23 protein-coding genes are annotated in these 24812 nt (G+C 71.3%); 13 read left to right on the plus strand and 10 right to left on the minus strand.

Annotated elements, in window-relative coordinates; translation table 11 throughout:
* Positions 1 to 104: 104 nt before the first annotated feature.
* The gene (locus KBX71_RS25535; protein WP_124819800.1) at positions 105 to 1283 is read right to left on the minus strand and encodes an ABC transporter substrate-binding protein; all 1179 of its coding nucleotides are present in this window, start codon (positions 1281 to 1283) and stop codon (positions 105 to 107) included.
* 444 nt (positions 1284 to 1727) lie between these two features.
* Here KBX71_RS25535 and KBX71_RS25540 point away from each other — a divergent pair, with 444 nt between their 5' ends.
* The 4 genes from KBX71_RS25540 to KBX71_RS25555 all read left to right on the plus strand — a co-directional run bounded on the left by KBX71_RS25540 (position 1728) and on the right by KBX71_RS25555 (position 6377).
* Positions 1728 to 4913: a sensor histidine kinase gene (locus tag KBX71_RS25540; RefSeq protein ID WP_210820385.1), complete on the plus strand. Its 3186-nt coding sequence runs from the start codon at positions 1728 to 1730 to the stop codon at positions 4911 to 4913.
* Positions 4910 to 5317 (plus strand): roadblock/LC7 domain-containing protein, encoded by a 408-nt coding sequence (locus tag KBX71_RS25545; RefSeq protein ID WP_007465177.1) that lies wholly within the window; start codon positions 4910 to 4912, stop codon positions 5315 to 5317. Before KBX71_RS25540 ends, KBX71_RS25545 begins: the two co-directional genes overlap by 4 nt.
* 90 nt (positions 5318 to 5407) lie before the next feature.
* Positions 5408 to 5773: a DUF742 domain-containing protein gene (locus KBX71_RS25550; RefSeq protein ID WP_007465174.1), complete on the plus strand. Its 366-nt coding sequence runs from the start codon at positions 5408 to 5410 to the stop codon at positions 5771 to 5773.
* Positions 5754 to 6377 carry an ATP/GTP-binding protein gene (locus KBX71_RS25555; protein WP_030329978.1) on the plus strand — a complete coding sequence of 208 codons (624 nt, stop codon included), beginning with the start codon at positions 5754 to 5756 and terminating at the stop codon, positions 6375 to 6377. Before KBX71_RS25550 ends, KBX71_RS25555 begins: the two co-directional genes overlap by 20 nt.
* A 45-nt stretch (positions 6378 to 6422) precedes the next feature.
* Here KBX71_RS25555 and KBX71_RS25560 read toward each other — a convergent pair whose 3' ends face one another.
* From KBX71_RS25560 to KBX71_RS25585, 6 genes are all read right to left on the minus strand, one after another.
* A complete protein-coding gene (locus tag KBX71_RS25560) occupies positions 6423 to 7511 on the minus strand; it encodes a uroporphyrinogen-III synthase (protein ID WP_210820386.1) in 1089 nt (362 codons plus the stop codon).
* Entirely contained in the window at positions 7511 to 7858 is a 348-nt protein-coding gene (gene nirD, locus KBX71_RS25565; RefSeq protein ID WP_210820387.1) for a nitrite reductase small subunit NirD, read from the minus strand. Before nirD ends, KBX71_RS25560 begins: the two co-directional genes overlap by 1 nt.
* On the minus strand, positions 7855 to 10392 hold the full coding sequence (gene nirB, locus KBX71_RS25570) for a nitrite reductase large subunit NirB (RefSeq protein ID WP_210820388.1): 2538 nt from the start codon (positions 10390 to 10392) through the stop codon (positions 7855 to 7857). The genes nirD and nirB overlap by 4 nt, the downstream gene beginning before the upstream one ends.
* A complete protein-coding gene (locus tag KBX71_RS25575; RefSeq protein ID WP_210820389.1) occupies positions 10389 to 11828 on the minus strand; it encodes an FAD-dependent oxidoreductase in 1440 nt (479 codons plus the stop codon). Before KBX71_RS25575 ends, nirB begins: the two co-directional genes overlap by 4 nt.
* Positions 11825 to 13984, minus strand: a complete 2160-nt coding sequence (locus KBX71_RS25580; protein WP_210820390.1) for a molybdopterin oxidoreductase family protein — start codon at positions 13982 to 13984, stop codon at positions 11825 to 11827. Before KBX71_RS25580 ends, KBX71_RS25575 begins: the two co-directional genes overlap by 4 nt.
* A gap of 416 nt (positions 13985 to 14400) precedes the next feature.
* Entirely contained in the window at positions 14401 to 14730 is a 330-nt protein-coding gene (locus KBX71_RS25585; protein WP_210820391.1) for a hypothetical protein, read from the minus strand.
* Between the two features lie 270 nt (positions 14731 to 15000).
* Here KBX71_RS25585 and KBX71_RS25590 point away from each other — a divergent pair, with 270 nt between their 5' ends.
* The 9 genes from KBX71_RS25590 to glmM all read left to right on the plus strand — a co-directional run bounded on the left by KBX71_RS25590 (position 15001) and on the right by glmM (position 21927).
* The gene (locus KBX71_RS25590; protein WP_210820392.1) at positions 15001 to 15768 is read left to right on the plus strand and encodes a DUF5753 domain-containing protein; all 768 of its coding nucleotides are present in this window, start codon (positions 15001 to 15003) and stop codon (positions 15766 to 15768) included.
* Positions 15765 to 15959, plus strand: coding sequence for a DUF397 domain-containing protein (locus KBX71_RS25595; RefSeq protein ID WP_210820421.1), 195 nt, complete (start codon positions 15765 to 15767; stop codon positions 15957 to 15959). The genes KBX71_RS25590 and KBX71_RS25595 overlap by 4 nt, the downstream gene beginning before the upstream one ends.
* A gap of 459 nt (positions 15960 to 16418) precedes the next feature.
* The gene (locus KBX71_RS25600) at positions 16419 to 17114 is read left to right on the plus strand and encodes a class I SAM-dependent methyltransferase (protein ID WP_210820393.1); all 696 of its coding nucleotides are present in this window, start codon (positions 16419 to 16421) and stop codon (positions 17112 to 17114) included.
* 114 nt (positions 17115 to 17228) lie between these two features.
* The gene (locus tag KBX71_RS25605; protein WP_091403518.1) at positions 17229 to 17486 is read left to right on the plus strand and encodes a DUF6364 family protein; all 258 of its coding nucleotides are present in this window, start codon (positions 17229 to 17231) and stop codon (positions 17484 to 17486) included.
* On the plus strand, positions 17476 to 17769 hold the full coding sequence (locus KBX71_RS25610; protein ID WP_124778100.1) for a hypothetical protein: 294 nt from the start codon (positions 17476 to 17478) through the stop codon (positions 17767 to 17769). The genes KBX71_RS25605 and KBX71_RS25610 overlap by 11 nt, the downstream gene beginning before the upstream one ends.
* A gap of 142 nt (positions 17770 to 17911) precedes the next feature.
* Entirely contained in the window at positions 17912 to 19294 is a 1383-nt protein-coding gene (locus KBX71_RS25615; protein WP_210820394.1) for an MFS transporter, read from the plus strand.
* A 209-nt stretch (positions 19295 to 19503) separates the two neighbouring features.
* On the plus strand, positions 19504 to 19947 hold the full coding sequence (rplM, locus tag KBX71_RS25620) for a 50S ribosomal protein L13 (protein WP_053653864.1): 444 nt from the start codon (positions 19504 to 19506) through the stop codon (positions 19945 to 19947).
* Between the two features lie 20 nt (positions 19948 to 19967).
* Positions 19968 to 20450 (plus strand): 30S ribosomal protein S9, encoded by a 483-nt coding sequence (rpsI, locus tag KBX71_RS25625; RefSeq protein ID WP_210820395.1) that lies wholly within the window; start codon positions 19968 to 19970, stop codon positions 20448 to 20450.
* Between the two features lie 118 nt (positions 20451 to 20568).
* On the plus strand, positions 20569 to 21927 hold the full coding sequence (gene glmM, locus KBX71_RS25630) for a phosphoglucosamine mutase (RefSeq protein WP_210820396.1): 1359 nt from the start codon (positions 20569 to 20571) through the stop codon (positions 21925 to 21927).
* Between the two features lie 52 nt (positions 21928 to 21979).
* On the opposite strand, the gene KBX71_RS25635 is transcribed toward glmM, so the two are convergent.
* From KBX71_RS25635 to KBX71_RS25645, 3 genes are all read right to left on the minus strand, one after another.
* On the minus strand, positions 21980 to 22852 hold the full coding sequence (locus KBX71_RS25635) for a trans-aconitate 2-methyltransferase (protein ID WP_210820397.1): 873 nt from the start codon (positions 22850 to 22852) through the stop codon (positions 21980 to 21982).
* A gap of 126 nt (positions 22853 to 22978) precedes the next feature.
* Positions 22979 to 23560 (minus strand): XRE family transcriptional regulator, encoded by a 582-nt coding sequence (locus tag KBX71_RS25640; protein ID WP_210820398.1) that lies wholly within the window; start codon positions 23558 to 23560, stop codon positions 22979 to 22981.
* An 18-nt stretch (positions 23561 to 23578) separates the two neighbouring features.
* Entirely contained in the window at positions 23579 to 24778 is a 1200-nt protein-coding gene (locus KBX71_RS25645; protein ID WP_210820399.1) for a pyridoxal phosphate-dependent aminotransferase, read from the minus strand.
* Positions 24779 to 24812: the final 34 nt, after the last annotated feature.

A 24812-nucleotide genomic window follows, 5' to 3' on the forward strand; every position in this document is an offset into this window, starting at 1 on the left:
ACCGTGCCCGGCGGAGGGATCAAGCCTGACCGCCCGGAGCCGGGCACGGTCGGCCACACCCCCACCCGGCACCCGATGAAGCGCCGGAACCACAAGCCCAGCGTTTACCCCGCCAACCGCCAGCGACCATTGCGGGCGACAAGCGTGGTGAGCGCCTGCGGCATCAGGCCGCTGTGGTTGTCCGGCGTCATGCGGATCGGGCCGGAGAGGCCGTCCATCTGGGACGTCTCCAGCACGTCCCGGATGCCGTCGCGGTCCACCTTCCCGATCTCGCCACCGGCGCGCAGTTCGGCGTCGGCGATCAGTTGGACGGCGTCCGCGGCGAAGGACGAGGACCCGTTGTAGCCACCGAAGCGTGCCGTGTAGTCCTGGAACCACTGCCGCCGCGCCGCCTTGGCCGGCGTGGTCGCGATCACGTCGTCGATCACCATCGTCTGCGTGAAGATCAACGTGGCCTTCTCGGTCGCCTTGGCCGCCGCGCCGAGGAAGAGATCCCCGGCTGCCGCCGCGTCGAAGTAGATCGACCCGCGGAAGGTGGTCTGTTGGGCGCTGGTGGCGGCCAGTGTCGCCTGCTCCGGCGGGGTCCAGAAGACCATCGCGTCGGGCTTGCCCGACGCGAGCTGCTGGACCTGCTGGCTGACGTCGGTGCCGGTGGTCTTGATTTTCTGCTGTCGAAGCGTGATGTTGGCCTTGTCCAGCTCGCTCTTGAGTGCTGTCGCACCCTCCTGGCCATAGTCGTCGTCGCTGACCAGCATCCCCACCTTGCGGATGTTGTTGCGGCGCAGTTCGGTGGTCAGTGCGGCGGCGCTGTCCGGGGCGTTAGGGCCCAGTTTGAACACGTAGCGCCGTTGGGCGGCAGGCGCGGCGATCGCGCCGGAAGCGGCTAGCGCAATGGTGGGAATCCGCTTCTCGTTGATGGTCCCGACCGCTCCGACCGCGCATTCGTTGCAGCCGCCCATGATGATGGCGCTGACCTTCGAATCGCTGCTGAAGTCGACGATGTTGCGAAGTGACTCGGCGGAGTCGGAACGGTTGTCCTTCACCTTCAGGTCGATCTTCCGGCCGTTCAGTGCTCCGGAGGCGTTCAACTGATCGACCTTGAGTTTGAGGGCTCGCTGGTATGTCTGGCCAACCGTGGCTCCGGCGCCGGAGAGTTCGAGATCGGCGGCGATCACGATCGGACTCGTGTCCTGTTCCGCCTCGCCAAACTGGCAGCCGGTGAGCGTGGTGGCCACTACGGCCGATGCGAGCGCCGCGATGGTCGCGGAGCGGATGGGGCTCAACTCAGTCCTCCAGGTGCGGGCGCGGGCGCTGCCCGGTCACCGCCGCTAATCCGTCCTCAGTGGAGGACGGGATCTCCTCTGCCGTACGGTGTGCGCGAAGCCTGCAAAACCTTGCCAATGGCCGGCGCTGTGGTCAAGCGCGGACCCCGGCAGCATTTTCGGGACGGCCATCCCACATGCTGGGGTAACGCAATGTTTGCAAAAGCTCACTTTGCATACACGCGTGACCACTCTGGAGTTACATGCCCTGTTCAGGGGCTTGCGGAAATGAAGGTATCAGTTGACCGGATCACGGGATGCGCTCCGTCCGACCGTTTCCTACCTCACTGCGGCTTCCCAAACACGATCATCTCTGATGAAATCGCGGCCGTGCCGCGCGTGGTCCCCTCCGCTTACGGCATGGCTCGGCGGCTCAGGCGGGGAAGAAACGACGGAGGCGATGTCGTGAGCACCGGACCGACGACCCTGCCCGCGCTCGGCGATAGCGGTCGGCGCGCGCGCCGGCGGATGCCGAGACTGCGTGACGCCCGGATCCGGTCCAAGTTGGCACTGATTCTGGTCGTCCCGGTAGCGGCGGTGATCGCGCTGGCCACGGTCCGCCTGATCGCCGTCGGCGAGGGCGCATTCGACGCCACCCGGGCCCGGTCACTGACCGCCCTCTCCGTCGACGTCAGCGCCCTCACCCAGGACCTCCAGGCCGAACGGATGGCCGCAGCCGCCTACCTGGCCGCTCCGCAGCAGCCGGCCGACGCGTACAACCTGCGGGTCCGCCAGACGCAGCAGCAGGTGGACAAGTACCGCGCCGAGCGGGGCCGGATCGGCGAGGTGCCGGCCGCAGTGCGCGACCGGCTGGCCGCCATCGACGACCACCTGGCCACCCTGGACGGCACCCGTCAGGAAGTGCTGGACCGCCGGCAGATGGCGGTCGCCGAGGCGGTGCTCCGCTACGGCGTCATCCTCACCGACCTGGTCTCGTACGGTGACGGTCTGGCCCAGCTGCCCGGCGACGAGAGCCTGGCGGACAGCCGCCGCGCGGTCTCCGCCTTCGCCCGCGCCAAGGCTTCCGTCGCCGAGGAAGAGGCAGTCGCCTTCACCGCGCTGTCGGCCGGCCAGCTCGACTCGGAGCAGTTCTCCTCCTTCGTGGCAACGTTGACCGGTCAGCAGGAGGCCCTGGTCGCCTTCTCGCTGGCCGCCGACCCGGTGCAGCGCGCCCTGGTCGACAGCACCGTCTCCGGCGACGCGGTCGGCCTGGCCGACCGGGTGGCCACCGACATCACCCGCTCGGTCGGGCAGCGCCCCCTGGTCACCGCCCAGGACGCCACCGCGGCCATCGGGGCCGTGAACGACCTGATGCGCTGGGCCGAGATCCAACTGCAGGACCGACTGCTCCAGCAGGCCGACCAGGCGCGCTCGGACGTCATCCGGCAGGCCGTGGTCGAGTCGATCCTGGTGTTGCTGACCCTGATCATCGCCGTGTCGCTGGCCGTGGTGCTGGCCCGCTCGCTCAACCACTCGCTGCGCCGGCTGCGTGAGGGCGCCCTCTCGGTGGCCAACCACGACCTGCCCGACGCCGTGCAGCGGCTGCAGAACATGGGCAGCGTGGGTGACGGCGGAGTGGACGAGATCGTCCGACAGGTCCGGGACCCCATCCAGCTCAACACCCGCGACGAGGTCGGTCAGGTGGCGTTGGCCTTCAACGTCGTACACCGGGAGGCGGTACGGGTCGCAGCCGAGCAGGCGGCACTGCGTACCAGCGTCTCGGCGATGTTCCTCAACCTGGCACGCCGCAGTCAGACCCTGGTCGACCGGATGATCGGCGAGCTGGACGCGATCGAGCGCGGCGAGGAGGACCCGAAGCGGCTCGCGCAGCTCTTCGAACTGGACCACCTGGCCACCCGAATGCGCCGCAACGACGAGAACCTGCTGGTCCTGGCCGGCGCCGACTCTGCCGCACCGCGTCACGACAACGCGTTGGTGGTGGATATCCTGCGCGCCGCCCAGTCCGAGGTGGAGCTGTACAACCGCATCGAGTTCGGGACGGTGGACACCGACATCTCGGTGGCCGCGCACGCGGTCAACGACGTGGTACGTCTCGTCGCCGAGCTGCTCGACAACGCCACCCGGTTCTCGCCGCCGAACACCACTGTGGTCGCCGACGGTCGCCGGATCCGCGACTACGTCCTGATCCAGATCGAGGACCGTGGGCTCGGCCTCACCGACGATCAGCTCGACTCGCTCAACCGTCGGCTGGCCGCCGCGCCGAGCGTCGACGTCGCCGCGTTCCGCCTGATGGGTCTGGCCGTGGTGAGTCGGCTCGCCTCCCGCTACGGCGTCCGGGTTGAGTTGCGCCGCAACGTCGAGGGCGGCACCGTCGCACAGGTGACGTTGCCCGCCGCCACCGTGGTGCTGCCCAGCAACCGGGGCCGCGAGCAGGTGCTCACCCGGCCGCGTCAGCCGATGGCCGTGGAGCAGAACCCGCTCACCCCTGTCGGTCACGCCGAGCAGTTCGCCGGTGCCGCCACGTCGGCGGCGACGCTGCCCGACCAGTGGCGGACCAGCACCCCGGCACCCGCCCAGTGGCAGTCGCCGCTGGACTCGCGGGACACCACCCCTGCCGTACAGGCTGGTGGCTACACCGGTCCGCGCTCGACCATGCCACCCGCGCCGGCCGCGCCCGCCGCTCCCGTACCCCCGGCTCCGGCACCCGCCGCCCCGCTCTCGCCGGCACGACCGGCGTACAGCAACGGCGCGGGTGCCTCGCTGGGCAGCCCGACCGTGGCCTACCCGACCGTCGACCCGCTGCCTCGGCGTGGCTCCACCGCGGACGCCGCGGATGCCGCCGACGGGCGCGGCGTCCAGGGCCTCCCGGTCGGGCCGGTCGCCGGGCTGGGCGCGGTGGCACCGCCGGCCGCGCCCTCGGTGCCCGCCGCACCGGTCAGCACCCGGCCCGACTTCCCCGCCGAGGCTCCCATCTTCCGGGAGATGGAGGCGGTCTGGTTCCGGTCGCACGGCGACGACGCCACCGCGATCTTCACCCGGCCCAACTTCGATGAGCCGCCCGCGCCCACCACCGCCGCTCCGGCCGAGGCCGGGCTGCGCACCGGCAACGGCAGCCAGCCGAGCGCGGCGTCCGCGCCGGCCGCGCCGCCGGCCCGACCGAAGCTGCCGACCCGTACCCCGGGCAGCTCCGGCACCGACGGTACGACCACGCCGGGTGCCGGAGGTCTCGGCACCACGATGGACGGATTCGGAACACGGCCGTCGGCGCCACCGTCGTACAACCAGCCCCCGGCCGGCCGGACGGCTCCGGCCGCCGCGCCCGCGCCCGCGCCCGCGCCCGCCCCCGCGCCCGACCCCGACGCCTGGCGTACGGCGGCGGACGAGGGCTGGTCCCGGGCCAGCCGGGCTGCCGAGCCGGCTCCCGCCGGGACCACCCGCTCCGGGTTGCCCAAGCGGGTGCCGCAGGCACAACTCGTGCCGGGTGGCATCGAACCGAAGAGCGGCCGGGACCGCAGCCGGCGGACCCCGGATGAAGTACGTGGTCTGCTGTCGGCCTACCACCGCGGTGTGCAGCGCGGTCGGACGGCCGGAACGGACCTGAACAGCACCTCGACCAAGGAGAGCCGATGAACAGGCCAGCTGCCATGCAGGACATGGGTTGGCTGCTCACCAACTTCGCCGACAGCGTGGCGGGTATCGCCCACGTGGTGGCGGTGTCCGCCGACGGGCTGTTGCTCGCGTCCTCCCGGGATCTGCCGGGGGACCGGGCGGACCAGCTCGCCGCGATCACCTCCGGGGTGGTGAGCCTGACCGAGGGCGCGGCCCGGATGTTCAGCGCGGGCGGGGTGTTGCAGACAGTCATCGAGATGGACAGCGGGTACCTCTTCCTGATGTCGATCAGCGACGGTTCTTCGATGGCCGTGCTGGCCGCGCGCAGCTGCGACGTGGGCCAGGTGGGCTACGAGATGGCGCTGCTGGTCGAGCGGGTGGGTGCCGCGCTGGTGCCACTGCCGCGCGACGCGGTGCGTTCTTAGCACCGGAATACGGCGTTCGTTCCGAGCGCCGGACCAGGGACGAGAGGCGGCACAGTCCGGCTCCGCAGGGGGACGAGGAGGTGATCGGGGATGGACCAACGACGCGCTGACCCGCGTGGCGCGCTGGTGCGTCCGTACGCGGTCACCCGTGGTCGTACCGAGCCCCGGCAGGACATCGCCCTCGAGGCCGTCCTCACCGCGTCTCCCACCCAGGTCGCCGAGTCCCGCTTCGCCGGGCATGACAAGCACCGCATCGCGACGGTCTGTGAGGGCCGAGCACAGTCGCTGGCGGAGATCGCCGCGTACACCCGGATGCCGCTGGGCGTTGCCCGGGTGTTGGTCGCCGACATGGTGGCCGAGAGCCTGCTGACGTTACACACTGCTGCTCCCGCCGAGGGGTTCGAGGAGCGGATGGAACTGCTTGGAAGGGTGCTAAGTGGACTTCGCAGGCTATGACCCCGCAGGGGGGCGGCCGGGCCGGGGAATCGTATCCGCGAAGATCGTCGTCGCGGGCGGCTTCGGCGTCGGTAAGACAACACTGGTCGGGGCGATCTCCGAGATCACACCGCTGACCACCGAGGCGTTGATGACCGCGGCGGGTGTCGGCATCGACGATCCGTCCAAGGTGCCGGGCAAGGAGACCACAACGGTCGCCATGGACTTCGGCCGGATCACCATGGCCCAGGACCTGATCCTGTACCTCTTCGGTACACCGGGTCAGACCCGGTTCTGGTTCATGTGGGACGAGATCATCCGGGGGGCGGTGGGTGCCGCCGTGCTGGTGGACACCCGCCGGATCACCGACGCGTTCGCCCCGCTGGACTACTTCGAGAACCGCAACCTGCCGTACGTGGTGGCGCTGAACAAGTTCGACGGCGCACCGCAGTACGAGGCGGAGGAGGTCCGCGAGGCGCTGGCCATCTCGCCGCAGGTGCCGCTGGTGATGACCGACGCCCGGCAGCGGGACTCGGTCAAGCAGGTGCTGGTGACTGTGGTCGAGCACGCCATGCTCCGGCTCCAGTCCGAGCACGGGCGGGGCTTCCCGACGCCGGTCGGCTGAACCATCGCGTCACGGCCGGCATTCGCGTGCCGGCCGTGACGCGCTTCAGTCGACCCGGAGCCGGTAGCCGCGCTTCACCACTGTCTGCACCACGCGGGGCGCGCGCAAGCCGGCCCGTAGGCGGGCGACGGCCATCTCCACGGCGTGCTCGTCCGCGCCCCGGGGCAGGGTCCGCAGCAACGCCGTGCGGGACAGCACCCGGCCGGGGGACTGGGCCAGTGCTCGCAGCACCGCCATCGGCGCGGGCGCGAGGGGCCGCAGCTCGCCGTCGATCACCGCGGCGTGCCCGCGCAACGTGAGCAGGTGCCCGCCGGCCTTGAACGTCACGGTCCGGCGGGGCAGTTCGTCGACGATGGTCCGCACCAGCGCGCCCAACCGGGCCCGACCGGGCGCGCTCACCGGCACCCCGTGCCGCAGCAACGGCTCGGCGGTCACCGCCCCGACGCAGCTGGCCAGCACGTCACCGCGCAACGCGGACAGCACCGCGTCAGAGCGGTCCCCGGCGGCCCGCAGCAACGCCTCGGCCGCCGGCGCCGACGTGAACGTCACCGCGTCCACCAGCCGGGCGGCGATCAGGTCGATCAACCGGTGCAGCGGTGCCGGGTCGGTCGGCGGCGCCCAGCGGTAGACCGGGACCTCGATGACAGTGGCACCCGCCGCCTCCAACGCGAGCGTGCACTCGGGCTGCCGCTCACCGTGCAGCTGCATGGCGATCACCTGCCCTGCGACGCCCCGCCGGCGCAGGTGGTCGACCACCTCGTCGCAGCTCTCCGAGGCGGGTGACCACTGGTCGTGCAGCCCGGCCGCCCGGATCGCGCCCCGTGCCTTCGGGCCGCGCGCCACCACGTACGAGCTGGCCAGCACGGAGCGCAACGGCTCGGCCAGCCCCCAGCCCTCGGCCGCCTCCAGCCAGCCGCGCATGCCGATTCCGGTGTTGGCCATCAGGATGTCCGGCGGCTGGTCGAGGCAGGCACGGGTCGCCTCGCGCAGCTCGGTGTCGTCGGACAACGGCACGATCCGCAACGCGGGGGCGAGCACCACCCGGGCGCCCCGGCGTTCGAGCAGCGCGGCCAACTCGTCGCGCCGCCGGTCGGCGGTCACCCCGATGGTGAAGCCCGCCAGTTCTTCCCGCATCAACCCTCCTGTCGCAGCCGAACCTCGACCAGCCCGTTGCGGCAACGCGCCTCGTGTCGGGCCACGGCCACCCCGGGCAGGTCGAGGCAGTGCCCGCTGCGCAGGTCGTACACCTGCTTGTGCAGCGGTGAGGCGACCGTCGGCACTCCGTCACGGCTGCCGACGATGCCCCGGGACAGCACGTACGCCCCGGAGACCGGATCGCGGTTGTCTATCGCGAACAGCCCGTCGGCGGTCCGGAAGAGAGCGATCTGCACCCCGTCGACCAGGGCGGCGACGCCCCGGTCCGGCTCCAACCTGTCGAGGAGGCAGACGGTGGTCCAGGTCAGCGTGAGGGTCTGGGTCATCGCCGTACCTCCGGTAGGCCGAGGGTGACCGGTTGCCGACGGTGACCGTTGGTCGGCTCGGATCCGGTCGGGGACTGGTCGCGTACGGGTACCGGTTGGCCACGTTCCCGGGTGAAGGTGATCGACGGGTCCGGTACGTCGGGGGCGTTGACGAAGGAGGTGTAGCGGCGCAGCCGATCCGGGTCGTCCAGGACGTCGCGCCACTCGTCGGAGTACGACGTCACGTGCCGGGCCATTGCCGCGTCCAGGTCGGCGCAGAGCCCGAGCGAGTCGTCCACGATCACCGAGCGCAGGTGGTCCAGGCCGCCATCCATCGCCTCGAGCCAGCCGGCGGTGCGTTGCAGTCGGTCGGCGGTGCGTATGTAGTAGATCAGGAATCTGTCGATCAGCCTGATCAGCGCATCTGTCGACAGGTCGGTGGCGAACAGGTCGGCGTGCCGGGGCCGGAAGCCGCCGTTGCCGCCGACGTAGAGGTTCCAACCGGTCTCGGTGGCGATGATGCCGAAGTCCTTGCTGCGCGCCTCCGCGCACTCCCGGGCGCAGCCGGAGACCGCCGACTTGAGCTTGTGCGGCGCACGCAGCCCGCGATAGCGCAACTCCAGCGCCACGGCCAGCCCCACCGAGTCCTGCACCCCGTAGCGGCACCAGGTCTCGCCCACGCACGACTTCACAGTGCGCAGCGCCTTGCCGTACGCGTGGCCGGACTCGAAGCCGGCGTCGACCAGCCGCCGCCAGATCTGCGGCAGCTGCTCCACCCGCGCCCCGAACAGGTCGATCCGCTGCCCACCGGTGATCTTCGTGTAGAGCTGGAAGTCCCGGGCGACCTCGCCGATCACGATCAGCTTCTCCGGGGTGATCTCGCCGCCCGGGATCCGGGGCACCACCGAGTAGCTGCCGTCGCGTTGCAGGTTGGCCAGGAAGTGGTCGTTGGTGTCCTGCAACGACGCCTGCTCGCCGTCGAGCACGTGTCCGCTGCCCAGCGAGGCGAGGATCGACGCCACCACCGGCTTGCAGATGTCGCAGCCGCGGCCCCGGCCGTGCTCGGCGACCAGCCGGGAGAAGGTGCGGATGCCGCGGACGCGGACGATCTCGAACAGCTCCCGCCGGCTGACGTCGAAGTGCTCGCAGAGCGCGCTGGACTGCGTCACCCCGGCCGCGTCCAGGAGCTGCTTGAGCATCGGCACGCAGGAGCCGCAACTGGTGCCGGCCCGGGTGCACGCCTTCACCGCCGCCACGTCCGCGCAACCGTCGGCAATGGCGGCGTCCACGTCGCCCCGGGTCACCGCGTTGCAGGAGCAGACCTGCGCGGCGGCGGGCAGCGCCCCGGCGTCCGCGCCGCCACCGTCGGGGGCCAGCAGCGCCAGCGGCGCGGCCGGCAGCGGACCGCCCACACTGGCGCGCAGCGTCGGGTACGCGCTGGCGTCACCGACCAGCACCCCGCCGAGCAGGGTGTGCGCGTCGTCGGAGAGGACCAGCTTCGCGTAGACCCGGGTGGCCGGGTCGGTGAACGTGACGTCCAGGCAGCCCTCGGTCGCGCCGTGGGCGTCGCCGAACGAGGCCACGTCGACGCCGAGCAGCTTGAGTTTGGTGGCGGTGTCCGCGCCCGGGAAGGTCGCCGCGCCACCGACCAGCCGATCGGCCACCACCTCGGCCGTCGCGTACCCCGGCGCGACCAGACCGTGGCAGGTGCCGTCGACCGCCGCGCACTCTCCGACGGCCCAGATCCGTTCGTCGGCGGTGCGGCAGGTCGCGTCGACAAGCACCCCGCCGCGCGGGCCCAGCGGCAGACCGGCCTCCCGGGCCAACTGGTCCCGGGGCCGGATGCCGGCGGCCACCACCACCAGCTCCGCGTCGAGGGCGGTGCCGTCGGAGAGTTCCAGGGCCGCGACGCCGCCGTCCGGGCCCTGACGGATCGCTGTGGTCGCCACCCCGAGATGAGTCCGTACGCCCAAGTCGTCGACGTAGCGGCGGAGCATCGCCCCGCCGGCCTGGTCCACCTGCACCGGCATCAACCGGGGCGCGAACTCGACCACGTCGGTGCTCAGGCCGAGCAGTCGCAGGGCGTTCGCGGCCTCCAGGCCGAGCAGCCCACCACCGATCACCGCGCCGACCCGCCGGCCCCGCGCGTACGCCCGGATCGCCGCCAGGTCGTCCAGGGTCCGGTACACGAAGACCCCGGGCAGCTCCGTGCCGGCCACCGGCGGCACGAACGCGTACGACCCGGTGGCCAGCACCAGCGCGTCGTAGCGGTATTCGCCGACGGCGGTGGTCACCACCTGTCGGTCCCGGTCGACGGCGGTGGCCGGCTCGCCGAGTCGCAGCCGCACCCCGTCGTACGGGGTGTGCAGGTTGAGTTCGCTCTCACTCACCCCGTCGAAGTACGCCGAGAGCCGCACCCGGTCGTACGCCGGGCGCCCCTCCTCAGCCAGCACTGTCACCCGCCAGTTGCCCTGTGGGTCACGGGCGTGCAGCGCGTCCACGAAACGCTGCCCGACCATGCCGTTGCCGATGACGACCAGTTCGCCGCCGCTCATCGCGTCACCTCCACCGATTCCGCCTGGCTCAGCCAGTCGACGATGCCGCTCACCGCGTCCCGGCATCCGCCGCATCCGGTGCCGGCCCGGGTCGCGGCCACCACCGCATCGACAGTCCGGGCGCCGGAGCGCCAACTTCTGACCAGTGCGCCCTTGCTCACCGTGTTGCACTGACAGACCGTGGCCGCGTCCGGCATCAGCGCCGGTGAGGCGGCCGGGGTCGCGCCGACCGCGCCGAGCGCCCGGCCGAGCAGCAGCGCCCGCCGGTCGGTCGGCACCGGCTGAGCACGGTCGAAGAGTTGGATCACCGTGCCGACCGCCGGGTTGTCGCCGAGCAGGATCGCGCCGACCAGCCGCTCGTCCCGGATCCGCAAGCGGGCGTAGGTGCCCCGGGTCGGGTCGGCGAAGGTCAACTCCTCGTCCGGCCCGGCACCGGCCGCGTCACCCATCGAGGCCAGGTCGATCCCGGCTGCCTTCAGCCGGGTCACCACCGGCCGGGGCCGGTACCGGGCCAGTGGTTCCGTTCCGGTCAGCACATCAGCGAGCACCTGGGCCTGGGCCCAGGCCGGAGCGACAAGCCCGGTGAGTACGCCGTCGTGCTCGGCGCAGTCGCCGATCGCCGAGATGGACCGGTCGCTGGTGCGGAGCCGGTCGTCCACCACCACACCGCGCCGCACGGTCAGGCCGGCGGCCTGCGCGAGGGCGGTGTCGGGGCGTACACCGCAGGAGAGCACCAGCAGGTCGGCGCGGATCGATCGGCCGTCGGCCAGGTCGAGGCGGACGCCGTTGGCGTCCGCGGCCACGCCGGTCGCCGGCACCCCCAGTTGGACGGTGACGCCGAAGCCGGCGAGTGTGCCCGCGAGCACCGCGCCGGCCGTCGGGTCCAGTTGCCGTTCCATCAGGTGCTCTCTCGGGTGCACCACAGTGGTGGCCAGACCCCGGGTGGCCAGCCCTCGGGCGGCTTCCAGACCGAGCAGCCCGCCGCCGAGCACCAGCGCGGTGCGGGCGCCGTCCGCGGCGGCGAGGATCCGCCGGCAGTCGTCCAGGGTCCGGAAGGGGACCACCCGCTCCGGCAGGTTCGCCGGATCGAGGCCGGGCAGCGGCGGCACCACCGCACGGGCGCCGGTGGCCAGCACCAGGTGGTCGTACCCGATGCGTTCGCCGTCGTCGGTGCGGACCTCCCGGGCGGCCCGGTCGACAGCGGTCACCGGTACGCCGCTGCGCAGGTCGACGCCGTGCCCGGCGGCTTCGGTCAGCTCCACGTCCGGCTCGTCGATCCGGCCGGCCAGCAGGGTGGAGAGCAGGATCCGGTTGTACGCGCGGTGCGGCTCGGCCCCGAGCACTGTGACCTTCCGGTCTCCCTCCCGGGCGTGCAGCTCACCGGCGAGGCGCGCGCCCGCCATCCCGTTGCCGACGATGACCACCCGGGCGGTCATGCCTTCTCCACCCGGACCGCGCAGATCTTGAACTCGGGCATCCCGGAGATCGGGTCCACCGCGTCGTTGGTCACCGAGTTGGCGCGTCCCTTCCCCGCGTAGTGGAACGGGGCGAACACGGTGTCGGGTCGGATCCCGGCGCTGAGCCGGGCCGGAGCGGAGAACTCACCTCTGCGCGAGGTGACCCGCACCGGGTCGCCGTCGTCGATGTCCAGCCGGGCGGCCAGGTCGGGGTGCAGCTCGACGAACGCCTCCGGTGCGGCGCGCCGCAGCGCGGCCACCCGTCGGGTCTGGGTGCCCGACTGGTACTGCGCCAGCACACGACCGGTGGTGAAGTGCAGCGGGTACGTGGCGCAGACCTCCTCGGCGGCCGGCCGGTGGTCGACGGGGTGGAAGCGGGCCCGGCCGTCCGGGGTGGCGAACCGGTCGGCGAAGAGTCGGGGCGTGTCCGGCCCGTCCTCGGTCGGGCAGGGCCAGTAGACCCCGTCGTCGGCGTCGATCCGGTCCCAGCTGATGCCGGCGTAGTCGGCGGCCCCACCGGCGGAGGCGCGACGCAGCTCGGCGAAGACGGTGGCCGGGTCGGCCGGGAACCGGGCCGCCGCGACGGCGGCCGGTCGCACGCTGGCCGGGTTGGCGTCCGTCGACTCGGCGTCGGCCAGGCGCGCCGCCAGGTCGGAGATGATGGCGAGGTCGGTCCGGACGCCCGACGGGGGTGGGCGTAGCGCACGCCGACGCAGCACCCGACCCTCCAGGTTGGTCATGGTGCCGTCCTCCTCGGCCCACTGCGCGGTGGGTAGGACCACGTCCGCCAGCGCGGCCGTCTCGGAGAGCAGGAGGTCGGCGACGACCAGCAGGTCGAGGTCGCGCAGCCGGCCCTCGATCCGGGCCGCCCGGGGCGCCGAGACCACCGGGTTCGACCCGAACACCAGCAGCGCGCGCGGGCCACCCGGGGTGCCGAGCGAGTCGAGCAGTTGGTAGGCGGGCACCCCCGGGCCGGGCAACTCGTCAGCCGGGACACCCCACACCCCGGCCACGTGTTCCCGGGCCGCCGGGTCGTCGATCTTCCGGTAGCCGGGGAGCTGGTCGGCCTTCTGCCCGTGCTCCCGCCCGCCCTGGCCGTTGCCCTGGCCGGTGAGGCAGCCGTACCCCGAACCGTCGCGGCCGGGCAGACCGAGGGCGAGGGCGAGATTGACGTACGCGGTGACCGTGTCCACCCCCTTGGCGTGCTGCTCGGCGCCGCGGGCGGTCAGGATGATCACGCGACCGGCGGTGCCCAGCGCGCGGGCGGTCGCCTCCAGGTCGGCCACCGGCACCCCGGAGAGCTGTTCCGCGCGGGCCGGCCACCAGGCGGTGACGCCCCGTCGGACCGCGTCGAACCCGGTGGTGCGGTCGGCCACGTACGCCCGGTCGACCCAACCCTCGGTGAGGGCGATGTGCAGCAGCGCGTTGGCCACCGCGAGGTCGGTGCCGGGCAGCGGTTGCAGGTGCAGGTCGGCCTGGCGGGCGGTGGCGGTGACCCGGGGGTCGATGACGATCAGTTTCCCGCCGTTGCGGCGCTGCTCGGTGAGCCAGCGCACCAGCGGCGGCATGGTCTCCGCCGGGTTCGCCCCGACCAGCAGCAGGGTGTCGGCCCGGCCCAGGTCGGCGAGGGGGAACGGCAACCCTCGGTCGATGCCGAAGGCGCGCATCCCGGCGGCTGCCGCCGAGGACATGCAGAACCGTCCGTTGTAGTCGATGTTGCGGGTGCGCAGCCCGATCCGGGCGAACTTTCCCAACGCGTACGCCTTCTCGTTGGTCAGGCCACCACCGCCGAAGACGGCGACCGCGTCCCGGCCGGCGTCGTCCTGGACGGCGCGGATGCCGGCGACAACCCGGTCGAGCGCGGTGTCCCAGCTTGCTGGCTGTAGTTCGCCGGTGGCCGGGTCGCGCACCAGCGGGGTGGTCAGCCGCTCCGGGTGGTCGAGCAGTTCGGCGGCGGTCCAACCCTTCTGGCAGAGACCGCCCCGGTTGGTGGGGAACTGGCGTGGGTGGACCGTCACCCCGGCGTCGTCCGAGCGCAGCGTCATCCCGCACTGCAGTGCGCAGTACGGGCAGTGCGTCGCCACTTCCCGGGGCAGTAGCCCTGGTGGAGTTGCCGACCGTGCACCGTCTGTCATGTCGGGAAAGCGTGCCGCCGGGCGGTTTCCGGTCCGGGTCCCTTCTGTTTCGGTCCTGTCAAGTGGGGCTCACACCGCACAGGAGCAGCAGGTGTGACGGGTAGCTGGTCGATCGGTGCGGCGGCGGCGGCCTTCATCCCACGGTCAGCGCAAGTCGACGCGGCGTGGTCGGCGGGTCAGGGACAGCCAGCCCAGGAACCGGGCGTGAAGTGCTCGCGGGTCAGGACGAACGCCGAGGGAGTACAGGTCGTCGACCGCGTCTTGCATGTTCGCTGCCAGATAGAACGCCAGGGCGATCGAATGGCCGTAGAACTCGGTCGCGAGGTGAAGCTGAGCCGGCGCGCACGGCCAGGGGGCGGCGCAGTTGCGGCAGAGCCACGCCGGGCGCATCGGTTGGTGCGGGCGAGGGCGGCGACTCATCCGACCCTCACCGGACCGCGCCTCACGTGCGCGCGGGTGGCTGGGCGACGGGCCGCCGGGGCGGGCGTGTCCGGCCAGATCAGGCCCGCGGGCATCACGAACAGGGACCGGCGTGCGACCGCATCACCGTTCGCGGCCAGCTCGTAGCCGTCAATCCACAGCCACCCGTCGTACGTCGGCCAGTCGAGAACCCGAATCACGCGGACGAAGATCGGGCACAGGAACTGCACACTCGCGGCGCGGGTCAGGTGCAGGACGTCGCCCGTGTGCGGCTTCCGCGGTTCGGGCCTCGGCTTGGATTTCCGATCGGGCGGCTCGTCCGGCACGGCGCTCTCCCCCTGGTCGTCATCTTGGGAAGGGGCCGCCCCGTGCGTGCTCGCCCATGGAGATCTTGGACAGTTTCCGTTCTCGCGTAACGGAAACTGTCCAAGATCTCTAGCAGGCCAAGGGCGGCCCCGGTACGAACGCGTCCGCCGGGTTACGGGTTCCCTACCGGCCGCGCCGTCTACAGAGCACCCTCTCGCAGGGTTGCGGGACGCACACACTCCGTAGCAGCATTCCTTCGGGACGTTCGGGACGTCGGGCAGGGGCTGAGAATGAATCAGGTACTCATCGCGGCGATGGCCGAGGCGGGGGAGACCGCCGAGAGTCTTGCTGGTCAGGTCGGGGTCGATCCGAAGACCGCCGCACGGTGGGCCAATCCAGGACGCATCCCGCGCAGCCGGCACCGCGCCGAGGTCGCCAAGGTGCTCGGTCGGGAAGTCGCCGACCTCTGGCCGGACGTCCTCACCCGACGGGAACCAGCGTGGTTCCGGCCGTGGATCGACATCGAGCGCGAGGCGGTCGCGCTGCGATGGTTCGAGCTGGCATGGGTGCCCGGCCTCCTTCAGACCGAGGCGTACGCGCGGGCGACGCTCGCCATGGAATCGCTGACCTCTGAAGAGATCGACGACCAGGTGTCGGCGCGGATGCTGCGGCACGCGATCCTGCACCGATCCCGCCCGCCGCTGGTCGTTGCCGTGCTCGACGAGGCAGTGCTGCGGCGACGGGCCGGGCGCAGTGCCGAGCTGATGCGGGAGCAGTGCGAACACATCGCGACGTGTGCCGAGCTGCCGCACGTGCAGGTGCACGTCGTACCCGCTGACACGCCGATGTACCTCGGCCTCGGTGGGCCGTTCACCATGGCCGAGATGCCCGACGGCGCACAGGTTGCGCATGTGGACGGCCAGGTCAGGGCTCAGATCATCGACGAAACGACGGAAATTGCTACCCTTGGGCGAAGGTGGGCGCGCATAGTTGGCGAAGCCCTACCTAGGGCGCAGTCTCTCGATCTCGTCAGGAAAGCGGCGGCAGCATGGACATGACCGGCGTGCAGTGGCGCAAGAGCACCCGCAGCGGCAGCAACGGCGGTAACTGCGTCGAGGTTGCCGACAACCTCCCCGGCGTCGTCCTCGTCCGCGACACCAAAGACCGCGACGGCGGGACGCTGACCTTCGGACCGGCGGCATGGGCCGGCTTCCTGGACCTGGCGAAGACGATCGGTCCCGTCAGCTGACCAACGCAGCACAAACGGCCCCCGGCTCCTAGAACCCAAGGGGAGCGCCGGGGGCCTTTTGCGTGTTCGAGGTCAACCACCGCGAGGCAGCGCAAGCGTGGCCAGACTGACCACATAGAACGCTCGCGACGACGCCGACTCGCCCCCTCCCTGCGGCGATCTTGCAGTTTCTGTGGCGGCATAAAGGATGAGTACGACAAAACGGCGACCGAAAGTGCAAGATCGGCGGGGTCACGATGGCCAAGGACCCTCGTCGAGCGCGCCCTTGAGCCGCACGGGGTGACGTCGATGATCCCGTGCGCGGTCGTGCATCGAGCGGTGACTCTGCGGTGCCTTCGGCGTGCGACGGGAGCTGTGAGCCGAAGCCTTTGGAGCTGAATCGCTGACGACATCAGCGTCATCGTCCGGCGCAGCGCGCTTATAATGTGGGAAATCAGTCTCAAAGTTTGGGAGTCCGCGATGAGTGTGACGGACGTTTTCGACGCGGTTGCCGGCACCTACGACGAGGCGCGTCGGCGGCTGATTCCCTGCTTCGACGCCTTCTACGGCACCGCCGTCGAGGTGGCCACACCGCCGTTGCGCGCCGCGCTCGCCGCCGGTCGTACCCCCGAGGTGTTGGATCTGGGCGCCGGCACCGGGCTGCTCTCGCTGCTGCTGGCCGCGGCGGTGCCCGGAGTCCGGCTGACCCTGGTGGACGGGGCACCGGCGATGCTCGCCCGCGCCACCGACCAGTTGGACGCGCGGTCCGTGCCGCACCGAACGGTCCGGGCCGACCTGGCCGACGAGCTGCCGCCCGGCCGGTACGACGCAGTGGTCAGCGCCCTGGCGATCCACCACCTGGACGACGCCGGCAAGCGTGCGCTCTACCGGCGGGCCGCCGCCGCGCTGGCACCGGGCGGGGTGTTCGTCAACGCCGAGCAGGTTGCTGGCCCGACGCCGGAGCTGGACCGGCGCTACGACGAGGTGTGGATGCAGCGGATCGCCGAGCTGGGGGCGTCGCCCGACGAGATCGCGGCATCCCGGGAGCGGATGCGGCACGACCGACCGGCGACCGTGGCCGACCAGTGCCGATGGCTCGCCGAGGCGGGCCTGGTCGACGTCGACTGCTACTTCAAGGAGTGGCGCTTCGCGGTGTTCGGCGGCCGGGCCGGGTAGACCCGGCGTGGCCAGGCCGGGTAAGGCCCCGGCGGAATGTGCGTTTCGTCGCTCGGGGTGAGCCGGTAAACGCGGGGATGACTATTGGTCACACCGGTGGGTAATCTGCTCGGCATGACTGCCAAGGTGACTCTCTCGTTCACGGACGAGACGATCGAGGAGGCGCGGCGGTTCGCCAAGCGTGAGGGGCTGTCGCTCTCCGCGTGGATGGACCAGGCTGCCCGGGAGAAGGCGCTGCGCGAGGTCTTCACCGCGCACGCCGCCGCCGTGGGCCGCGCCAGCCTCGATCTGGAGTCCGCCGCCCTCGCCGACGCCCGCGAGGTGGGCATGGTCAACGACCTGTTCTCCGGCGGACGGCCGCGTGCTGCGTAGGGGTGAGATCTGGCGCATCGAGGGCGCCCGGGAACGCCTCGGCCTCGTGATCAGCTCGGACGTCTACAACTCCACCGACGTGCCCATCGTGATCGTGGTCGAGGTGGTCGAGGAGTCGCTCCTCCGGGACTCGCCGCTCGCCGTGTCGATGGGCCGGTACGTCGTGATGCCCGATCGGATCTCCTCGCCCATGAAGAAGTGGTTCACCGGCTGCGTGGACGTCGCTGACACCGACACCATGCTCCGGGTCGGCCGCGCGCTGCGCATTCTCCAGCAGCTCTGACCGCGCGACCCTGGTGGCGTGCTCACCATCGCCGCCGGCCCGTGGTGCGTTAGCCGTTTCCGGCCCGACCCGCGACGGGCACTGCCAGGTAACCGGGTGTTCCTAGCGTTTCCCCTCGTCACATCGACGAGGAGGAGCCGCCGTGAGCACGCTCACCAGCACCGCAGTCACCGCCGAGCCGCCCGCCGTCACCGGTCGCCGGCAACCGCTGCACGACTGGCGCCCCGAGGACCCGGACTTCTGGCAGGCCACCGGAGCGCCGATCGCCCGGCGCAACCTCTGGGTCTCGATCTTCGCGGAGCACGTCGGCTTCTCGGTGTGGAGTCTCTGGTCGGTCACCGTGCTCTTCCTCGGCCCCGCGTACGGCATCGATCCGGCCGGGAAGTTCCTGCTCACCGCCGTGCCGGCCGCGCTGGGCGCGGTGCTGCGGCTGCCGTACACGCTGGCGGTGGCCCGCTTCGGCGGACGACGCTGGACGATCATCAGCGCACTGCTGTTGCTGGTACCGGCGGTGCCGATGACTGTGCTGCTGGAACCCGGGGTGTCCTACTCCACCCTGATGGTGCTGGCCTGCCTGACCGGGGTCGGTGGCGGCAACTTCGCCTCCTCGATGGCGAACATCAACCTGTTCTACCCGCAGCGGCTCAAGGGTCGGGCGCTCGGGCTCAACGCCGGTGGTGGCAACCTGGGCGTACCCGTCGTGCAGTTGGTCGGTCTGGCGGTCCTCGCCACCGCGGGCGCGGCGTACCCCCGGTTGGTGCCGGCGGTCTACCTGCCGCTGATCGTGTTGGCCGCACTGGCGGCGGCCCGCTGGTTGGACACCGTGCCCGGGGCGCGCAACGAGCCGGGCGCGTTGCGCGCGGCGGCCCGTGACCCGCACACCTGGGTGATGTCGCTGCTGTACATCGGCACCTTCGGCTCGTTCATCGGCTTCGGCTTCGCCTTCGGTCAGGTGCTCCAGCTCCAGTTCGCCGAGCGGTTCCCCACCCCGGTCGACGCCGCCTGGCTGACCTTCCTGGGCCCGCTGGTCGGCTCGCTGATCCGGCCGCTGGGCGGGCACCTCGCCGACCGGTTGGGCGGGGCCCGGGTGACCTTCTGGAACTTCGTGGCGATGGCGGCCGGCGCGAGCATCGTGCTGTACGCGGCCCGGGAACGCTCGTTCGGGCTCTACCTGGCCGGGTTCATGGCCCTCTTCGTCTTCTCCGGGATCGGCAACGGCTCCACGTACAAGATGATCCCGGCGATCTTCCGGGCCCGCGCGGCGGAGGCGGTGGCCACGGGTCACCGTGATCCGGAGGCCGCCGCGCGGTGGGCGCGTCGGATGACCGGCGCGTTGATCGGCGTCGCGGGTGCGATCGGCGCCTTCGGTGGCGTACTGGTCAACATCGCGTTCCGCCAGTCGTTCCTCAGTTCGGGCAACGCCGACGCCGCCTATCTGGCGTTCATCGTCTGGTACGCGTTGTGTTTCGCGGTCACCTGGGTCGTCTACCTTCGGCCGCGGGCCGGTCGACTCGCCAACGTGTGAGCCGGGTCACCCTCGGCGCGTCGCCGCGCGGCAGCGCACCCCCGTTTTGACCTGCGGACGGGGCGCCGGGTATCGTTGCCTGCTGTTGTACGACATCCAGAGGCGTGCCCCATCAGGTACGCTTGGTCGTTCGTGCGCGCTGGTCCGGCCTGCAAGATCTGGTCACCTCGGCGCGCGACCCCAGACCGACGACGAGACAAGGTAGACCTGTGCGTACGTACAGCCCGAAGCCGGGTGAGATCGAGCGTCAGTGGCACGTCATCGACGCCTCTGATGTCGTGCTGGGCCGCCTGGCCACCCACGCCGCCACGTTGCTGCGTGGTAAGCACAAGCCGACTTTCGCGCCGCACGTCGACACGGGCGACTTTGTCGTCATCGTGAACGCGGGCAAGGTTGCGTTGACCGGCAACAAGCGCCAGACCAAGGTCGCTTACCGCCACTCCGGTTACCCGGGTGGTCTGAAGCAGATCGGCTACGACGAGCTGCTGACCAAGCGTCCCGAGCGGGCCATCGAGCTGGCCGTGAAGGGGATGCTCCCGCACAACAAGCTCGGCCGTCAGCTGATCAAGAAGCTGAAGGTCTACGCCGGTGCCGAGCACCCGCACCTCGCGCAGCAGCCGGTGCCGTTCGAGATCAAGCAGATCGCGCAGTGAGCGCGGGCGAAGGAAGCAGCATGACGGACATCATCGAGACCGAGGTCGCCCCGGAAGCCACGGAGGCCCCCGAGGTCACCGAGGCGCCGGCGCCCGTTGCCCGCGCGCCTCGTGGTGACCGGCCGATCCAGACCGTGGGCCGCCGCAAGGAGGCCATCGTCCGGGTTCGCCTCGTCCCGGGCACCGGAAAGATCACCTGCAACGGTCAGGACCTCGAGGCGTACTTCCCGAGCAAGGTGCACCAGCAGCTCATCAAGGACCCGCTGGTCACCGCCGAGAAGCCCGAGCAGTTCGACGTCATCGCCAACCTGCGTGGCGGCGGCACCACCGGCCAGGCCGGTGCGCTCCGGCTGGGCATCGCCCGCGCGCTGATCATCAACGAGCCGGACGACCGCCCGGCCCTGAAGAAGGCCGGCTTCCTCACCCGGGACGCCCGGGTCAAGGAGAGCAAGAAGTACGGCCTCAAGAAGGCCCGTAAGGCTCCCCAGTACTCGAAGCGCTGATCTTTCCCAGCGCGTTGTACTTCTGACGGACGGCCGGTCCGCCTCCCCTCTGCGGGGGAGGCGGGTCGGCCGTTCCGCTTTCTCCTCACAGGCAGTGCTCATTCGGAGGTTGGCGGGTATGGGTCGGTTGTTCGGCACGGACGGCGTACGCGGGCGGGCAAACGCGGATCTCACCCCGGAGTTGGCGCTGGCGCTCGCGGTGGCCGCCGCGCACACACTGGCCGAGAAGGACCGCAGCCATCCGCCGCTCGCCGTCGTCGGCCGGGACACCCGTGCCAGCGGCGAGATGCTGGAGGCCGCGGTGGTCGCCGGTCTGACCAGTGCCGGCGCCAACGTGGTGCGGGTCGGCGTGCTGCCCACCCCCGCGGTGGCGTTCCTCACCGCCGAGGCCAAGGCCGACCTGGGTGTGATGCTCTCCGCGTCGCACAACCCGATGCCGGACAACGGCATCAAACTTTTCGCCGCCGGTGGCCACAAGCTGCCCGACGAGATCGAGCTGCAGATCGAGGCGGCCGTCGAGACGAACGCCACCACCGCCTGGGACCGGCCCATCGGCGCCGGCGTCGGCCGCGTACACGACCTGCTCGACGGTGCCGACCACTACGTCCAGCACCTGGTGGGCACCGTCGCGCACCGGCTCGACGGGATCAAGGTCGTTGTCGACTGCGCCAACGGCGCCGCCGCCGAGGTCGCCCCCGTCGCCTACCGGGAGGCCGGCGCGGAGGTCATCGCCATCTACGCGGAGCCCGACGGGCTGAACATCAACGACGACTGTGGCTCCAACCACATCGAGGCGCTGCGCGCCGCCGTGGTCGAGCACGGCGCCCACCTGGGCATCGCCCACGACGGCGACGCCGACCGCTGCCTGGCGGTCACCGCTGACGGCGACGAGGTGGACGGCGACCAGGTGATGGCGATCCTCGCGGTGGCCATGCGGGACGCCGGCACGCTCACCCAGGACACCCTGGTGGCCACCGTGATGAGCAACCTCGGGCTGCGGCTCGCGATGTCCGCGCAGGGCATCCGCCTGATCGAGACCAAGGTCGGCGACCGGTACGTGCTGGAGGAGCTGCGCGCCTCCGGGCTGGCGCTCGGCGGTGAGCAGAGCGGCCACATCGTCATGCCCGCGCACGCCACCACCGGCGACGGGGTGCTCACCGGCCTGCACCTGATGGCTCGGATGGCGGCCACCGGCCAGTCCCTCGCCGAGCTGGCCTCGGTGGTCACCAAGCTGCCGCAGGTGCTGATCAACGTGCCGGTCGGCGACCGGACCGTCGGCGCCGCCGCGCCGGCCGTGCGCGCCGAGGTCGAGCGGGCCGAGGTGGAGCTGGGGGAGACCGGGCGGGTGTTGCTGCGTCCGTCGGGCACCGAGCCGCTGGTCCGGGTGATGGTCGAGGCGGCCACCGAGGAGACCGCCCGTGCGGTCGCCGAGCGGATCGCCGAGCTGGTCCGCACCGCGAGCCCCGTCACGTCCTAGGTGTGCTGTCCAGGGGCCTTGGTCAACCTGGGGTGATGGGTGCTGTTCGGCGTCAGGCGCGGCGGGCGGCCCAGACGGTGCGCTCGGTTCGCATCGTCAGGTCGTGGCGGCGCAGGATGCTGTGCGGGCTGCTGGTGTCGAGGAGCTGATCGAGGGCGGTGAGGTCCTCGGGGGCGAGCGTGTCGGCGACAGCGCCGCGGATGCGCTGCAGGCCACCGAGGGCATAGCGGCCGATCGCCGCGCTGCGGGAGCCCTCGATGTTCACGGCGATGGCGTGTTCGCCCTCGATCGTGAATCCGGCGGCGGTCAGCATCGGGCCCCAGTCGGCGCCGCGGTGGGGCAGGTGCTCGGCGGTGCGGCGGTCGGTCGCGGCGTGGCAACGCTCTTCCAGGCCGGGCCGGTTCTCGGGGGCGCTTTCCGGGAGGAACCGGGGAAAGCCGGCCAGTTCGACGACGGCGAACAGGCCGCCGGGAGTGAGCAGGTCGTGGACGGCGCGCAGTACGCGGGCCGGATGGGCCATGTGGTGCAACGATGCCGACGCCCAGACCAAGTCCGGTGAGCCGAGATCGGGCCAGGCGGCGTCATCGAGGTTGGCCTGCACCCTGCTCACGCGTTCCTCCACGCCGCGGGCGCACGCAGTTGTGCGCAGGCGCTGAAGGTGTTCGGCGGACGCGTCGACGGCGGTGACGTGCGCGTCGGGGAAGCGGTCGAGGAGGGCGAAGGTGCCGGCTCCCGTGCCGCAGCCGAGATCCACGATCTGCCGTGGCTTTGTCTTCAGTGGCAGCCATGCGGTGATCGAGGCGATGTGCTCGGCGAGGACCTCTGCGTCCAGGTCGAGGATCTCTGCCTGGCCGTCGGTGCCGTGTCCGTGCTGATGTCCGTGCGGAACGTCATGGTGGGAGGTGTGCGGGTGCGCGTGGGTCATGCCCTCACGCTAGGGCGATTATGCGTGTGCGGCACGTTGCCTTCCTGTTTGCGCAAGAAGATCGTCAGGTCTGCTGCCTGACGCGCAAGAGGTGATCACTTCGGGAGCGTGGCGCGTCCCGCGTCATCATTCGGGACTGCCGCTGCTGTCGTCGCGCTGGTGGCTGCGGCGGGCATCGCGGTCGAAGATGCCCAGGATGTCGCACGGTCCCCCCGCGGTGCCGATCGCGTGCGGCATCATCGTGGGGAACTCGGCGGCCTGGTTGGTCTCGAGGCGAAAGCTGCGGTGGCCGAGCATGAGAATCGCTGTGCCGGACAGGACGACAAGCCATTCGCGCCCCGAATGGGCGCGCATGCGCGCCGGGTTCTCGGGCGGTGGCTCGGTCATGCGCTGGCGCACCACGCTCAAGCCGGGGTCACCCTTCACGAGCCAGCGCAACCCTCCGTGGGTGCCCTCGATCATCGGGCTGGTGACGACGTCGTCAGTGGCGGTCTCCACGAGTTGGTCCAGCGTGGTGTCCAGGGCGCGGGCGAGGGTGACCAGTTGATCCAGTGCGAGACGGCGCTGGCCGTTCTCGATGCGGCTCAATGAGGACTGGCTGAGGTGGGCGCGGCTGGCCAGTTCCTCCAGGGACCAGCCCTGCGCCACCCGCAGGGCGCGGAGGCGTTTGCGTACGAGGCTGTCCAGCTCGCCATCTTCTTGCGTCATGGGCAAGATGGTATGCCCTTAATGCAACGCCGGGGTCAGGGTGCGCAGTCGGTTGACCGCCTCGGTCAGCACCTCGGGGCGCTTGCAGAAGGCGAACCGGACCAGCCGCCGCCCCGCGTCGGCGTCGTCGTAGAAGACCTGGGTGGGCACCGCCACCACGCCACAGCGCTCCGGCAACGACCGGCAGAACTCCACCCCGTCCCGGCCGCCGAGGGCCGTGATGTCGGCGGTGACGAAGTACGTCCCCTCCGAGTCGAGCACCTCGAACCCGGCGTCGGTGAGGCCACCGACGAGCTGGTCGCGCCGCTGCTGGAGGCTGTCCCGGAAGCCGGTGTAGTAGTCGTCCGGCAGGGCCAGCGCCACAGCCACCGCCGGTTGCAGCGGCGCGGCGTTGACATAGGTGAGGAACTGCTTCACCCGGAGCAGCGCCGAGACCAGCGCCGCCGGGCCGCTCGCCCAGCCGACCTTCCACCCCGTGCAGGAGAACGTCTTGCCGGCCGACGAGATGCGCAGCGTCCGCTCCCGCATCCCGGGCAGGCTGGCCAGTGACACGTGCGGGCTCGATGCGTCGGTGAAGACCAGGTGCTCGTACACCTCGTCGGTGACCGCGTACGCGCCGAACTCCTGGCACAACTCGGCTACCAGCGCCAACTCGGCCGGGGTGAAGACCTTCCCGGTCGGATTGTGCGGTGAGTTCAGCAGCACCAGCCGGGTGCGCGGGCCGAACGCCGCACGCAACGCCGCCCTGTCGAAGGCGTACCGGCCGTCGGCCGTGGGACGCAGCGTCACCGGCCGGCGGACCGCGCCGGCCAGTGCGATCGAGGCGGCGTACGAGTCGTAGTACGGCTCGAAGCAGACCACCTCGTCGCCCGGTTCGCAGAGGCCGAGGATGCTCGCCGCGACCGCCTCCGTCGCGCCCGCCGTGATCACGATCTCGCCGTCCGGGTCGTACGCCAGGTCGTGGAACCGCCGCTGATGGGCCGCGACGGCCGCGCGCAGGGCGGGGATCCCCGGACCGGGCGGGTACTGGTTCTGCCCGCCGCGCAGCGCCTCGGCGGCGGCGGCCAGCATCTCCGGCGGGCCGTCGGTGTCGGGAAAGCCCTGCCCGAGGTTGACCGCGCCGGTGCGTACGGCGAGGGCGGACATCTCGGCGAAGATCGTCGTGCCGAACGGCCGCATCCGGGCCACCAGCGGGTCGACATCGGTGCTCGTCGTCACCTGCGTAAGCCTACGGGTGCCCCCCGGCCGAACC

Source organism: Micromonospora sp. D93 (assembly GCF_018070365.1).
Lineage (GTDB): Bacteria > Actinomycetota > Actinomycetes > Mycobacteriales > Micromonosporaceae > Micromonospora > Micromonospora ureilytica.

Excerpts from the sequence above, each read along its gene's own strand:
- KBX71_RS25545 (WP_007465177.1), top strand. The coding sequence starts at position 4,910 with ATGAACAGGCCAGCTGCCATGCAGGACATGGGTTGGCTGCTCACCAAC.
- KBX71_RS25550 (WP_007465174.1), top strand. The coding sequence starts at position 5,408 with ATGGACCAACGACGCGCTGACCCGCGTGGCGCGCTGGTGCGTCCGTAC.
- KBX71_RS25560 (WP_210820386.1), bottom strand. The coding sequence starts at position 7,511 with ATGCGGGAAGAACTGGCGGGCTTCACCATCGGGGTGACCGCCGACCGG.
- nirD (WP_210820387.1), bottom strand. The coding sequence starts at position 7,858 with ATGACCCAGACCCTCACGCTGACCTGGACCACCGTCTGCCTCCTCGAC.
- nirB (WP_210820388.1), bottom strand. The coding sequence starts at position 10,392 with ATGAGCGGCGGCGAACTGGTCGTCATCGGCAACGGCATGGTCGGGCAG.
- KBX71_RS25575 (WP_210820389.1), bottom strand. The coding sequence starts at position 11,828 with ATGACCGCCCGGGTGGTCATCGTCGGCAACGGGATGGCGGGCGCGCGC.
- KBX71_RS25580 (WP_210820390.1), bottom strand. The coding sequence starts at position 13,984 with ATGACAGACGGTGCACGGTCGGCAACTCCACCAGGGCTACTGCCCCGG.
- KBX71_RS25590 (WP_210820392.1), top strand. The coding sequence starts at position 15,001 with ATGAATCAGGTACTCATCGCGGCGATGGCCGAGGCGGGGGAGACCGCC.
- KBX71_RS25595 (WP_210820421.1), top strand. The coding sequence starts at position 15,765 with ATGACCGGCGTGCAGTGGCGCAAGAGCACCCGCAGCGGCAGCAACGGC.
- KBX71_RS25600 (WP_210820393.1), top strand. The coding sequence starts at position 16,419 with ATGAGTGTGACGGACGTTTTCGACGCGGTTGCCGGCACCTACGACGAG.
- KBX71_RS25605 (WP_091403518.1), top strand. The coding sequence starts at position 17,229 with ATGACTGCCAAGGTGACTCTCTCGTTCACGGACGAGACGATCGAGGAG.
- rpsI (WP_210820395.1), top strand. The coding sequence starts at position 19,968 with ATGACGGACATCATCGAGACCGAGGTCGCCCCGGAAGCCACGGAGGCC.
- glmM (WP_210820396.1), top strand. The coding sequence starts at position 20,569 with ATGGGTCGGTTGTTCGGCACGGACGGCGTACGCGGGCGGGCAAACGCG.
- KBX71_RS25635 (WP_210820397.1), bottom strand. The coding sequence starts at position 22,852 with ATGACCCACGCGCACCCGCACACCTCCCACCATGACGTTCCGCACGGA.
- KBX71_RS25640 (WP_210820398.1), bottom strand. The coding sequence starts at position 23,560 with ATGACGCAAGAAGATGGCGAGCTGGACAGCCTCGTACGCAAACGCCTC.